The 13,037-nt window shown below is 42.4% G+C and carries 11 protein-coding genes; 3 read left to right on the top strand and 8 right to left on the bottom strand.

The window, feature by feature from the left end; translation table 11 throughout:
* Positions 1-400: 400 nt before the first annotated feature.
* From PUQ00_RS03260 to PUQ00_RS03240, 5 genes are all read right to left on the bottom strand, one after another.
* Complete coding sequence (locus PUQ00_RS03260) at positions 401-1,540, bottom strand: aminoglycoside phosphotransferase family protein (RefSeq protein WP_300413104.1); 1,140 nt, start codon at positions 1,538-1,540, stop codon at positions 401-403.
* Positions 1,541-1,764: 224 nt separating this feature from the next.
* Positions 1,765-3,627 (bottom strand): ABC transporter ATP-binding protein, encoded by a 1,863-nt coding sequence (locus PUQ00_RS03255; protein WP_300413094.1) that lies wholly within the window; start codon positions 3,625-3,627, stop codon positions 1,765-1,767.
* A 1,049-nt stretch (positions 3,628-4,676) separates the two neighbouring features.
* Positions 4,677-5,081 (bottom strand): hypothetical protein, encoded by a 405-nt coding sequence (locus PUQ00_RS03250; RefSeq protein ID WP_300413092.1) that lies wholly within the window; start codon positions 5,079-5,081, stop codon positions 4,677-4,679.
* Between the two features lie 325 nt (positions 5,082-5,406).
* Entirely contained in the window at positions 5,407-5,982 is a 576-nt protein-coding gene (locus PUQ00_RS03245) for a single-stranded DNA-binding protein (protein WP_300413090.1), read from the bottom strand.
* A 273-nt stretch (positions 5,983-6,255) separates the two neighbouring features.
* On the bottom strand, positions 6,256-7,512 hold the full coding sequence (locus tag PUQ00_RS03240) for an FAD-dependent oxidoreductase (protein WP_300413088.1): 1,257 nt from the start codon (positions 7,510-7,512) through the stop codon (positions 6,256-6,258).
* Positions 7,513-7,697: 185 nt separating this feature from the next.
* Here PUQ00_RS03240 and PUQ00_RS03235 point away from each other — a divergent pair, with 185 nt between their 5' ends.
* The gene (locus tag PUQ00_RS03235) at positions 7,698-9,035 is read left to right on the top strand and encodes an ABC transporter ATP-binding protein (RefSeq protein WP_300413087.1); all 1,338 of its coding nucleotides are present in this window, start codon (positions 7,698-7,700) and stop codon (positions 9,033-9,035) included.
* 71 nt (positions 9,036-9,106) lie between these two features.
* On the opposite strand, the gene PUQ00_RS03230 is transcribed toward PUQ00_RS03235, so the two are convergent.
* The 3 genes from PUQ00_RS03230 to PUQ00_RS03220 form a co-directional block, all read right to left on the bottom strand.
* Complete coding sequence (locus PUQ00_RS03230; RefSeq protein ID WP_334740675.1) at positions 9,107-9,853, bottom strand: phycoerythrobilin:ferredoxin oxidoreductase; 747 nt, start codon at positions 9,851-9,853, stop codon at positions 9,107-9,109.
* Positions 9,854-10,048: 195 nt separating this feature from the next.
* Positions 10,049-10,783 (bottom strand): 15,16-dihydrobiliverdin:ferredoxin oxidoreductase, encoded by a 735-nt coding sequence (locus PUQ00_RS03225; RefSeq protein WP_300413083.1) that lies wholly within the window; start codon positions 10,781-10,783, stop codon positions 10,049-10,051.
* Between the two features lie 177 nt (positions 10,784-10,960).
* Positions 10,961-11,536 (bottom strand): phycobiliprotein lyase, encoded by a 576-nt coding sequence (locus PUQ00_RS03220; RefSeq protein WP_300413082.1) that lies wholly within the window; start codon positions 11,534-11,536, stop codon positions 10,961-10,963.
* A 113-nt stretch (positions 11,537-11,649) separates the two neighbouring features.
* Here PUQ00_RS03220 and PUQ00_RS03215 point away from each other — a divergent pair, with 113 nt between their 5' ends.
* Positions 11,650-12,477 carry a pentapeptide repeat-containing protein gene (locus PUQ00_RS03215; RefSeq protein ID WP_300413080.1) on the top strand — a complete coding sequence of 276 codons (828 nt, stop codon included), beginning with the start codon at positions 11,650-11,652 and terminating at the stop codon, positions 12,475-12,477.
* Positions 12,478-12,789: 312 nt separating this feature from the next.
* A complete protein-coding gene (locus PUQ00_RS03210; protein WP_300413078.1) occupies positions 12,790-13,005 on the top strand; it encodes a hypothetical protein in 216 nt (71 codons plus the stop codon).
* Positions 13,006-13,037: the final 32 nt, after the last annotated feature.

Below are 13,037 nucleotides of genomic sequence, written 5' to 3'. Positions count from 1 at the left end.
CAAGGGTGCAGGTCGATGCAACAAGGGTGCAGGTTGATGCAACAAGGGTGCAGGTTGATGCAACAAGGGTGCAGGTCGATGCAACAAGGGTGCAGATCAAGAGACTTGTGTGTACACCGTAGCCTTGCAAAGGGGAGGGAACTGGATTTCCTGTTTCCCCCCAATGAATCGGGAAGCCACTGCGTTGCGGTGAGGCAGTCGCTCAGAGGGGTTTCCCCCATGAGGAACTGCCGTTAGCGTAGCGTTAGCGAGTCCGCGTTCGCGTAGCGTCTCGTAGAGAGCGTCACCCGTTCGCGTAGCGTCTCCGACAGGAGAAGGGAAGTTCCCTCCGTTGTAGCAAGTGGCGTGGGATTAAGGGGGGTAAATCTGACTTGTATATACACCCTGCGGGGAGGGGTTCCTATGGGTAATTTGGCGGACATGATATCATGTCTTTGATAATCTTACGAATCTGCGTCTCTTGAGATTCGATACTTTCAGTCAGCTTAAACTGAACGATCGCTCTTGCTAAATTATGTTCTGGGTGCTTAACTTTGAAGTAGACATTCTCTGCTAAATAATCAGCAAAAAACCTCAGTCCTAGTTCAAAGGTAATCAGACGAATTGCATCGTAAATATAAGCATAGTCATTCTCCGTAAGAAATACCTTTGCCACAGAGAGATAACCTTTTAGGATTAACTGACACAAATCAGTATCGAAATAAATACTTTCCCAATTCTCGGTTTCTTCTCCCGCCGGATTGCAACCCGATCGCAGGCAATCACCAATATCGTAATGTACCAGACCGGGTTTAACAGTGTCGAGGTCGATGACGCTGACGGCTTGCTGGGTAACAGTGTCAAACATGACATTGTTGATTTTAGGATCACCGTGCATCAAACGCAGAGGAAGAATGCCTTTAGATTTGGCATTTTCTAGGATATGTGCAAAGGTTTGGCGATCGCTAACAAACTGTAAGCAATAATTAACTTCCAAAGATTGACGCGCCCTAGTTTTCGCCAATACTTCCTGATAATGCTGAAGATAAAGCGGTGTAATATGGAACCCTTGAAGGGTATCAGCGAGTTTTTCTGGTGGTAAGTCGCTGATCAGATTGTGGAACATCCCCAAGGCGTAACCGATTTCTTTGGCATATGAGCGATCGCGCATACTATCGAAAGACTGGGAGCCTCCAATAAAGCTAATCGCCCGCCAAAAGCAGCCGTCTGCATCCCTCCAGTGGTCTTGAGCATCCTTGGTCAAGAGTACGCGTGGCACCTCCCAGCGACGATTAAGTGGGGTGCATTGTAACCGTTTCTGGACATGACCAGTGAAGATACGCATATTCTGCATAATCAGTTGGGGCTGACGAAATACCTGCGTGTTGATGCGTTGCAGGACAAAATGTTGTTCTTCTGAGGAATCCAGAGTTACTAAGAATGTGTCATTGATATTACCACTACCAAAGGTTTTAACGTCTGTAACCTTTCCCGATTCAGCGAATTGATCAGCGATCGCAACTAGATTTTCTGCCCCCTGTGTATTAAATTCTTCTGTCATGTTTGTGTTTGACCTGCATTACTCCTCACGTATATTGCACGAAGGCAATAGGGGATATCGTAGCGCAACTCTCAACATAATTCGTAATTCATAATAGACATCTCCCAAAAAGAATGTCGATAAGCTAAATTTCGCGTCTCTACAAGGGTTCTAGATAACGCATATTTAATTTCACCAGATGTCTAATGACTGCTCGGTCGTTTCTAACCGCCCTTTTCACCTTTCTATAAAGCTTTCAGATGACGACTTCGCACCCGTTCAGCACTACCAGTAGGAATAGCAGCAATTAATTTTTGCGTGTATTCCTGTTTGGGTTCCAGGTAAATGCTTTCGGCTGTGCCTTGTTCAACAATTTGACCGCTATTCATCACTAAAATGCGATCGCTCATAAATTTCACCACACTTAAATCGTGAGAAATAAAAATATAAGTAAGCTGAAAGTCTGACTGTAATTCTTTGAGAAGATTTAATACCTGCGCCTGTACTGAAACATCCAGCGCTGAAACTGATTCATCACAGATGATAAATTTAGGATTTAATGCCAAAGAACGGGCTATGCAAATCCGTTGACGTTGACCGCCAGAAAACTGATGAGGATAGCGGTTAATCGCATCTGCACTCAACCCCACCCGTTCTAAGAGTTCGGCTACTCGCTGGCGTCGTTGTTGCTTGGTCTTACCAACGGCGTGAATTATCAATGGTTCCATCACCGCGTCCCCCACCCTCATCCGGGGATCTAGGGAACTAAAAGGATTTTGGAAGACTATTTGCATTTCCCGCCGCAGTTTTTGCAACGCTTCTCCTTTGAGGCTAGTAATATCTTGTTTCTCAAAGATAATCTGACCACCCATTGGTTCAATTAATCGCAGCAAGGTTCTGCCAAGGGTGGTTTTACCGCAACCAGATTCTCCCACTAAACCTAGTGTTTCCCCTGGTTTGACATCAAAGGAAACGCCATTTACTGCCATATTGTAGCGTTTTGTACCACCAAACACCCCCCGCACTGGAAAACCAACTTTCAGGTTGCGGATTTCCAGCAAGGGTTCCTTCTCATTGAAGTTTGCCAATCTTGCCGCAATCTCTTCAGTTGTGATTTCTGTCGGTTGTGCCGGTTCTTTCGCCTGAATTACTACTTGTCCCGTTGATGTCTCTTCTGCACTCATGTAGTCGGAAACAGTGAGTAATTTTTGAGGACGCCGGTCAAGTGAGGGGCGACAGGCGATCAAACCTTTAGTATATGGATGCTGGGGACTGCTGAAAATTTGCTCAGAAGCACCAGATTCGACAACTTTGCCTTTATACATCACCGCTACTTCGTCAGCAATTTCTGAAATTAGCCCCAAGTCGTGGGTGATGAAAATCATTGCCATGTCACGGCTTTGTTGCAATTCTCGAATTAACTCCAAAATTGTTGCTTGCACCGTCACATCCAAGGCTGTAGTTGGTTCATCGGCAATTAAGATTAGTGGGTTGCAAGAAATTGCCATTGCAATCATCACCCGTTGCAACTGACCCCCAGAAAGTTCATGAGGGTAGCGTTCCAGCATCGCTTCTTTGTGTTCTTTAACCAACTGTGGCAACTTTGATCGATCTAGTTTCGATGAATCGGTATACTGCTGTTGTATCTCCTCATCGCTACGTAGAAGTTTTACTTCTTGCAGACCTGCGATCGCAATTTGTCGTGCTTGGGCTGCTGACACATTTTGATGCCGCATAATCGCTTCTGTTAACTGAAATCCGATGTTATAAACCGGATTGAGGGAACTCATCGGTTCTTGAAAAATCATGGCGATGTCGCCACCCCGGTGTAACTGCATTTGCTCAGGAGGCAATTTTACTAAATCGATGGCGTTGGCATTCTCCTGCGGACGAAACCAGATTTCACCGCCAGTCACTATACCCGGAGTTTGCAACAAACCCATTACAGCTAGGGCTGTCACTGATTTACCACTCCCCGATTCTCCTACTATTCCGAGAGTCTCACCTCGATGCAGCCCAAAGGAAATACCATCCAAAGCTCTGTTAATGTTGCCATCACTGGGAAATTCAACTTGGAGATTGCGAACCTCTAGGATAGTTTCTCTCATAGGAGTTGGGTATGAATATTAACTTAAAATTATTTGGATTTTAACAAGAGTTTTGATGTATGTGTGGGTAAATTTGGTTTTTACACTCTTTAGCAGTTTTTCACTGCTTAAACCTGAACCACAATTGACATCACATAGTTCCACAATATACACGCATTTGCGATCTAGAACCGCCTGTGATTTCTGCAAATCGTCATTAGCTCATAATATCAACGCAAAAATGTTGCGACACCGAATAGCCTGCACTTATCTACGAAACGCTGCGCGTAGCTTGCTTCTCCGTAGGAGTACGACAAGGCTACTTCATAAAAGCTAAATCTTTATACCACTTTTATTTTAACTTTAAATACACTAAATTTGAATCAGCGTGTTAGATAAGCGAATATATAACTTGATAATATATTTATCGTGTAACCACCAATAACTGAAAATATAAAATTTCTCCATTGAGCTTTTAACTTTAAAAGTCTACTTTTCCTATAGGCAACGTCTTTATTAGTAAATAGAAAAAAACTTGGCTTAATATTATTTGCATTACTTGTAATTACAATTATTACAATAATTGATGCAAAAAAAGAAAATAGTAAGAATATTCCTACTAAGAAATAAAATTTAGTTGTTTCACCATTTATAATATATTCCGCTAAAATGTTAATTTTATTACTTAATTATTTAGCATTATTTAAAACACTTTTTATTTTGAACAATATACTATTTATAAATATGTTTTTTACTATGTATGTACCTATAAACGAAAGTATAAAGAACAATATACCAGAGATAAATCCAATCCAGGCATTATGCTTTCTAATAAACTTTTTTAATCCTTGTTCTGGTTTTAAAAGAATCTTGATTTGATTATAAAGTAAAGATTCTATATCCAATCCCCACGACCTAGCAGTATGTTTTATAGCAAATTCAATATAACTTTCATCTTTTGAATCCCCAATAATTATTTGAGTATCCTCGTTACTTTTATTAATATATCTACGAGTTTTAACACCTTTATCTGTCCAGAATCGTATATCGATACTTTGTTTTTCAGGAGATTATTTATTATTAAATTGAATTAAATAATCCCAACTAAGGTCAATAGCTACTGTAACTAATGGTCTTACTTCCTTATAAGTAATTAATTGAGGATAAGAATTTAGTTCAATTACAGAGTTATCATGAAAATAAATTCTTGATTGAAAATTTATTAGTTGAGCATTGTTTTGTTGAATTATTCTTTGATTTATTAAATCGTTAAAATTAGTAATATCCGACCACTCAATTTCAAATCGACCATATATTCTTTTTTCAATACTTTGTGGTCTACCTAGTAAATTAATTATAAATTCATTAAATTGGTCTGGTGGTACAGGTAAAGTAATATAGCCTCCTGTAGACGGATTAGCACTAGAATAAACGATTGGATTATTTTGATTCTGTTGTGGTTGATTGTTAGTCATAACTTTTTCTAGCAATAATTATCAAAAATTAATGGTAGTTTAACTTTTACTAAGCTGAAAAACATCTAATTTGCATAACCGAATTAAACATAACTCTTGTGGGGTGGGCATCTTGCCCGCCCTAATTATGCAAGTTAAATGTGGAACAGCTTAGTATTCTAAGTCTTCATTATACTCAGGATACTATCTTTGACAACTTGGTATAAAGCGTCAACACTAGACAAAAAAAATAGCACATCCGTAAAGGATGGCTATTTGTAGAAATTGTCTAATCGTAATGCTTTTTGCTAAGTATGTGAGCAAATTGAATACACACTAAACAACTTTAGAAGGGAATATCATCTGGATCTGGTTCTTCTTCTTTCACTGCTGGATAAGTGGTTCGCTCATAATTTGTGGGTTGGGGTACGGGTTCGTAAGTTTTCGCTTGGGGAACTACGCCAACAGGATTTGCAGCCGGGGTAGGTGCTGGACGTGGTGAATCGTAACTAGGAACTTCTTTCTGTGGCGGACGAGATGCTGAAGATGGTTGTCGGGGAGACGTTTCAGTGAATGATGGAGTTACGGTTGCTGAGGGCAATGGATCAGTATTAAAACTACCTCCAACAGGTTGAATTTGTTGTACTGTTAATTCAGCGCGTTTTTCTTTAAAACCTTCTTGACGCTCAACAGTATTCATAGTTAAACGTCCTACCAGGATGACGCGATCGCCTTGGTGGTAATTTTGCTGAATTTCTGTGGCTAAATTCCCCCAGCCGACAACTTTCAGGGTGGCTGGGGGATCTTCTGGTTTCTGGGAATTGGGAAACTGCACCAGCATTTCCGTGACTCCCAGATTTTCGGCTGTGTAGCGGAGTTGCGGCTCGTTAATAATTTCCGCCATTAAAACGCAACTGTTCATTAAAATTACTCCTGACTGCAAAAAGTGCTGATTGAAAAAGAGGGGGTTTTTCTATGTAGTGCCAATTAATATCTAGATATGTTTAATTGTTTGCATTTTTTAATAATGTTTGAGTTTTTAGTCCTTTCTAGCATAAAAGCCAAGCGATCGCTTTGAACAGCATTGAGTATACTGCTCGCCACCCTCGCTTGACTAAATTGAGCATTCAATTCTGCATATGAGTAGTATAATTGTACCACCTATTGATTAAATAGAAAAAATTCTTGGCAAAAATTAAGCCTTGACGTGAACTGGAAAAACACCCAAGGCGATCAACCTTGCTGGAAGGTCCCGCAAGATGGGTAAGCGCAAAAACGCAGGTGGTACAAAGGTGCGATTTGAGGTGAGAACCGGGGCCAATACCCGCTTTTGGATAAAAGTTTGAAACGCCTGAATGATGCGTGTGGGCAACTCGCGTTGACGTTGTACTTTTGCTAGGTCACTAAGTTGTACTTGTCGGTTCTTGAGCGGTTTGCTAAGTACATTCGCCGCGACTACAGCATCTTGAATCGCGTAGTTAATGCCAACTCCACCAACCGGAGACATTATATGAGCTGCATCACCGATGAGTAACAGTCCTGGATGATACCAACGTTTGACACGGCTGGACTCGACTGAGAGAAAAGCTATTTGTGACCAATCATCTAAATTTTGGATGCGTTGCTGGAATTCTGGCACCACTTCGACAACAGATTTTTTTAATTCCTCCAAACCCGCAGATCGTAATTGTTGATAGCCTCCTTTAGGAATAATATAGGCAAGTTGCCACTCATCACCACGGTCAAGCATGGCGATTAGCTTACCTTGACCAAAGCGCCCCATTCCCCCTTCAGGGTCTTCTGGCTGACGCGGTAGGCGAAACCAGAGGATATCCATTGGCGGCGAGGTTTCGATTGATTCAAACTCACCCAGGTGGCGCAAACGTGAGTGGCGACCGTCTGCACCAACTGTCAGTATTGCCCGGATTTCATGCCAACCACCGCCTCCTCGATAGCGGACACCTTGAATCACACCATTTTCGGCAATTAATTCCTGCACATTCGCACCCATTACCAGATGGAAACTAGGATATTTTTGTGCTTCTTGGGTGATGAACTCCAGGAATTTTACCTGGGGAAGCATTGTAATGTAAGGATAATGGGTTTTCAGATGACTAAAATCTGCGAATGTGACAGTATCTTGAGGAGTTTGAATACTAATTTGGCGCATTTTGGTATGGGGAAGTCCTAGCAAGCGATCGCTAAGTCCCAATTCCTCCATAATTTCCATCACCGATGGATGAATCGTATCACCACGAAAATCGCGATCAAAGTCTTTGTGTGCTTCCAGCAGCATCACAGAAATGCCTTGACGCGCTAACAACAGGGCCAATACTGCTCCTGCTGGGCCCCCACCCACAATGCAACAATCTGTGGTTTGTACGTCTACAATCTCATGGACAGGGTTAATGCTTGGGTCTTGGGAAAGATTTTTAGGTACATCGGTAGTCATAACAACACCTCCTGACAGCCCTAAAATTTAGAATAGTTTGTTTTTTATGGTGCAAGCTGTTTTTTTAACTTTTCGTATTTACCCTGAACGTGTATTATGATGAGCGCTAAACTGTAATTTGTCATTTGTCCAAATCCAATGCCCAATGCCCAATGCCCCATGCCCAATGAAAATAATTAATAGTTGTGTCCCAAGTTGTTTTAGAAAACGTTTATAAAAGTTTTTCCTCGCGTAAAGGGGAAAGCGTGACCTCACTAACCCAATCTCCCCTGATAGCTGGGGAGAAAACTGATGTAGCGCCAGAGCGTGCGGGAAGTGTCAACGTTTTGCGGCGGATTAACCTCACGATCGCAGATGGCGAGTTTATGGTGCTGGTGGGCCCTTCTGGTTGTGGTAAAAGCACTCTGCTGCGATTAATCGCCGGGTTAGAAGTGATGACTGGAGGGAATATCTGGGTAGGCGATCGCTTAATCAATGACCTACCACCTAAAGAACGCGATATCGCAATGGTATTTCAAAATTACGCTCTCTATCCCCACATGACGGTGTACGACAACATCGCCTTTGGGCTGCGACGTAGACAATCGGGGAATAGGGAAAATCAGCATTACCCACTCAGTAGAGACGCGATTAATCGCGTCTCTACCCACTCCCCACTCCCCAATTGGGCAGAAAATCTATTCGTGGGGGCGACAAGAAACTTACCTAAAGGACTGCGCTACATTTCTGACAAAGAACGGTCAGTAGATGAACAGGTGCGTAGTGTTGCTCAACTGTTACAAATTGAAACATTGCTGAATCGCTTACCCAAACAGCTATCTGGAGGACAAAGACAACGAGTTGCATTGGGAAGAGCGATCGCGCGTGACCCTCAAGTGTTTTTAATGGATGAACCGCTTTCTAATTTAGATGCCAAACTGCGGGCGGAAACCCGCGCCCAAATTGTCAAATTGCAGCGCCAATTGGGGACAACGACAATTTACGTTACCCATGATCAAACAGAAGCGATGACAATGGGCGATCGCATTGCGATTATGTCTGAGGGTAAAATTCAGCAAGTCGCTTCTCCCCTAGAACTTTACAACCACCCTGCCAACCTTTTTGTCGCAGAGTTCATTGGTTCACCACCAATGAATTTTATTCCTGTAGAATTTCATGCCCCGCAGTTGATTACTCATTCCCAGTTTCGTTTCACCCTCCCAGAAGTCTGGGGGAAAGCGTTACAACAATATGACCGGAAAACTCTAATTTTAGGCATTCGCCCAGAACATTTGAATTTGAGTATGCCTGCCACCAAAAATCTCCCAGTGCAAGTAGATTTTGTAGAGAATCTTGGCAACGATTCCTTTCTCGCTGTTAAGATTGCCGAACCCGGATCTCAAATAGCGACTACAACCAATTACCTACAAGTGCGAATCCCACCAGACCGATTTGTACAACCTGGTGAGCAACTATGGTTATCTCTAACTCTAGAGAAAATTCACTTTTTTGACCCGGAAACCGAGCTAGCTATATCTCAATAACATCCCTTTTTACTGCGGCAGACTGAAAAACTAGATTAAGTTGGTGCGATCGCTGATAATTACCAGAGTCTCTAGTTGATGACTGTTAATTTTCTCTCTAGGTCAAATAAAAAGCCGTGGATATACTCCTCAGTCCATTCTGCGCCATAGAAGCGTTTAAACATCCCCCGTGCTGGGTCTTTTTCCGCCCGATATCGCAGGTATCGCAGTTGGGCTTGCTCAATGGCTACTAAATTTTGGGAATCTGTTACAGCTTCTGCCTGCTCCACGAAATCCAAATAAGCTTTCAAATAGTCTTTGAAAGCGGCAAACACCTGAGTTTCTACTACAGCCGTTTCTTGCGGACGAGTCCAGAGAAAAGCGGGAGAGAAAAAGGGCTGCGCTTCTTCTGGAAAATCTCCTCCCCAAGACAGATGCTGTTGATGGGCGTGGAAAATCGGCAGAATTGGTTCAGTATATTTTGCTTGATATGCTCGATCATCGCGAAATAGCGGCTGCATATCCAAAGCAATTAGATGTCCTCCTGGCAATGTCACCAAATCCGCTCCAAAAAATGGTAAATCGTAGTTGAGGCGCGGAAAAATCACAAAATTCAGCACTTGCAGCGAATTACCACCCTGTACGTGAGCTGCGCGAATTTGCCGCAATTTTGGCGTTTGAAAAGCATAACTTGTAGTGACAACCTCTTCTTGATTCTTTCCCTTGCCCACAACAGCACTCTTAGACTCAAATCCAGTGGGGATAGGATAGGGTTGTAAATCCAAGCGCGATCGCATGTAGGCGATCGCATAATCGAGAAATGGTTGATAGAGTGTCACGTCGCTTCGCTCCAATTCAAAATTCAAAATTCAACCCTGTACCTACTAGCTAGAAAAAGGGAGTAGGGAGTAGGGAGTAGGGAGTAGAGAGTGGGGAGTAAGAATTTTAGATTTTAGATTAAAGAATTGAAATTTAATCCAAAATCTAAAATCCAAAATCCAAAATTGAAGTGCCCAATGCCCATTTTCCTTCCGTTATCTTTTCCTGGCACTGACTGCTAGGGGAACAGCATCTTCAAATAAGAATTCATGGAGAAAGCGCTCTGCCCATTCATGACCAAAGTAACTGCTAAACAAACCCGATGCTGGATCGCGGTCTGCACTATATTGGTCATAGTCTTTTTGGGCTTTGACAATTCGCTGAATATCTTCAGGGTCTTCGAGCGGTTGGGCATCTGCTAACATTTGCCAATACAAGTTTAAATAATCCTGAAAAGCTTCAAAGACTCGCGTTGCCACTGTTTCAGCATCTGTTTTGGCAAACAATAGGTACTTAGAAAAATACTGGTTGGCATCGTAAAACTTCATTTCTAAGTTTTGCGCCAAATCCGGGTATTTATCATGGAGAGATTTTAGCGGGACTATATATTTGTTTTGATAATCTTCATCCTGAAATAAAGGTTGAAAGTCAAGCACAATCAGGTTCTTGACTTTACCAAACGATAAAAAATCAATTCCTAACAGAGGTAGATCGTAGTGATGACTGGGATAAACCACGCTGTTAAAAATCTGGGCACTCTCCCCGGCATCAATGTAGGTATAGCGAATTTTCCGCAACTCTTGACATTGGTAACACCAACTGCGAATAGTTGCTGGGTTTCTGCCGCGATCGCTAATTTTGAATTCCAAATCAGGGGGAATGACCCTACTTTGTAAATCAAACCGGTGAAATAGCTCTTTTTCTAAAAATTCCAGGAAAGGCTTATACATGGAGCATGACTTGTTAACCCTTGCATGAAAATAAGTGATGGCAATCATGCACGTCTCATTTATGAGAAACAAAGCAACATTCCTTAATGGGGCATTGGGCAATTCAATTTTGGATTTTGGATTTTAGATTTTGGATTAAATTTCAATCGAAAATCTAAAATTCTTACTCCCCATTCCCTATCTAACATGATTGCGACTGATCATTTGCTCCAGCAGTTCTTGGGAAACACAGCGACGCTCAGAACAATAAGTCATCAAGTTGACTCCGTTCATCATTCGTACCGTACTGACCCTGACACGAAAATCATCCGTAACAAACCAACAACGTTCCTGACCTTGATTATTGTCATAGTCAGTATCAATCGTCAGCACTCCATCATCGGCAAACCGATATCGGCTCACAACGGGAATGCTCTCAACATAGCCTTGGTTGCGGATCAGTTTTCCAGAATGCCTCGTTTCGTCGGGAACATCAACCAAAATGGCAGCATTATCACTATTCGCTAGCCTGGTATCTAGGTTGGCCTGCCACGCAAAGCTAGCACCGCCTGTTGCTTTAGTAGGATCTATCCCTTGGGCTATACAGACTTCTTTAACTTTCGGATCATCCTTTCCCATGACTTTAATGATCAAATTCGACTCTCCCGACTCATCCGCCGCCGAGTCAAAATGATGAACTGAGCGTTCGGTAAACCATGTTCCCTCACTTTTACGGAAGAAGTCGATCATTGTTAAGGGCGGTATTAGATGCATCTGTTTTAAAACCTCGTTTTATCAAATTTTGGCGTTATTGAATACTGAGTTATGAGATGAAGTCCCGATTTAGCTAAAGTGTAGGATAACTCCAAAAGTTATATTTTAATCAGATGATGACAAATAGTGAAATTCAACTTATTACTAGCGAACGTCCCAGTCCAACTCCAGAAGTCTTAACAGCCCTGAAAGCCGGAATTGCTTTGGATTGGGTCGATTTGTACCAATTTAATCTCAGGGAAGTAGATTTACAACAAGCTAACTTGAGTAAAGCCAAGCTATTAGGAGCCGACCTTAGTGAGGTGGTCTTGAGTAATGCTGATTTGACTGGGGCAGATTTGCGAGGCGCTAATCTGCGAGGAGCCGATTTGAGTGGGGCTAATTTGCAGGGAGCTTATTTAAACCGTGCTGACCTCCAACAAGCAAATCTCAGTGGCGCAAATTTGGAGGGAGCCAAACTCCAAGTAGCGCGTTATGATACACAAACTAAATGGCCTGAAGAATATAACTACAAAGCTTCGGGAGCAGTGGGGCCAGGTGCTAATCTCAATGGTGCTTTTCTCAATACAGCTTCTTTACGAAACGCAGATTTACAAGGCGCTAATCTGCGTGGAGCCTACCTAAGTGGCGCTGACTTGACAGAAGCTAATTTGCAAGGTGCGGCTTTAAGTGGCGCTGACCTGACGAAAGCTTATTTAACAGGGGCTTGCTTGCGGAATGCTCGATTGACTGGTGCCGATTTGCGGGATACAGACCTGCGAGCAACTGACCTCAGTAATGCAGAGATGGAGCATCTTCAAAGTATCGCTGGGGCAGATTTTACTCTTGCTCAAGGACTCACAGAAGCAACTAAAGCCATGCTTTCCAGCCGTCCACATTCAGAACTCGACGTTTGGAACGCCTACACCCGTAGAACAACCCGCGAAAGTTTGAGTCCTTGACTAATAGACATCTCCGAAAAAGAATGTAGAGACGCGAAATTTCGCGTCTCTACAAGGGTTCTAGATAAGGCATATTTAATTTCTGGAGATGTCTAATATAGTGCTGAGTAACGAGTGCTTAATTCCGAGTTGCCATTCATGAGTCAAAGTTAAAAAATAAATTCTGGGCACTCAGTACGGGCTAAACCTAGGTATCCGCTAACAGCACTTTTGACTCAGCACTGCTTCATAAAGGCTGCCAGTTCTTTTTCAGGAGCGCTAAAAATGTAGCGTATCCTTCGGAAAAACCGGGCGGATCAGGTAGAACATATTGTGGAAATTCTTTATACGATCGCCAAGGTTCCGAAGCATTATGCCGCAAATGTCAGGCAGATTCTGAGGAACCTGGTAGTCGCCAAGTCATTTGACCACTTGGTACATCAGTCACAAATGTCTCCTAATCTCGAAAAAGTTAATTTTTTATTCCAGATTTTGGCAGATTCCCCGGATATTTTTGTCAAATTTAAGGTAAAGTCATATATTGGCTAATTACTCAAATGAGTTTTCTGACAACATTCTGA

The organism is Nostoc sp. S13, from assembly GCF_029379315.1.
In the GTDB taxonomy this organism is placed as follows: domain Bacteria; phylum Cyanobacteriota; class Cyanobacteriia; order Cyanobacteriales; family Nostocaceae; genus Nostoc.
The sequence above is the reverse complement of the archived record's forward strand: the minus strand, read 5'-3'. Positions and strand labels throughout refer to the sequence as shown.

Excerpts from the sequence above, each read along its gene's own strand:
- PUQ00_RS03255 (WP_300413094.1), bottom strand. The coding sequence starts at position 3,627 with ATGAGAGAAACTATCCTAGAGGTTCGCAATCTCCAAGTTGAATTTCCC.
- PUQ00_RS03240 (WP_300413088.1), bottom strand. The coding sequence starts at position 7,512 with ATGACTACCGATGTACCTAAAAATCTTTCCCAAGACCCAAGCATTAAC.
- PUQ00_RS03225 (WP_300413083.1), bottom strand. The coding sequence starts at position 10,783 with ATGTATAAGCCTTTCCTGGAATTTTTAGAAAAAGAGCTATTTCACCGG.
- PUQ00_RS03215 (WP_300413080.1), top strand. The coding sequence starts at position 11,650 with ATGATGACAAATAGTGAAATTCAACTTATTACTAGCGAACGTCCCAGT.
- PUQ00_RS03245 (WP_300413090.1), bottom strand. The coding sequence starts at position 5,982 with ATGAACAGTTGCGTTTTAATGGCGGAAATTATTAACGAGCCGCAACTC.
- PUQ00_RS03250 (WP_300413092.1), bottom strand. The coding sequence starts at position 5,081 with ATGACTAACAATCAACCACAACAGAATCAAAATAATCCAATCGTTTAT.
- PUQ00_RS03220 (WP_300413082.1), bottom strand. The coding sequence starts at position 11,536 with ATGCATCTAATACCGCCCTTAACAATGATCGACTTCTTCCGTAAAAGT.
- PUQ00_RS03260 (WP_300413104.1), bottom strand. The coding sequence starts at position 1,540 with ATGACAGAAGAATTTAATACACAGGGGGCAGAAAATCTAGTTGCGATC.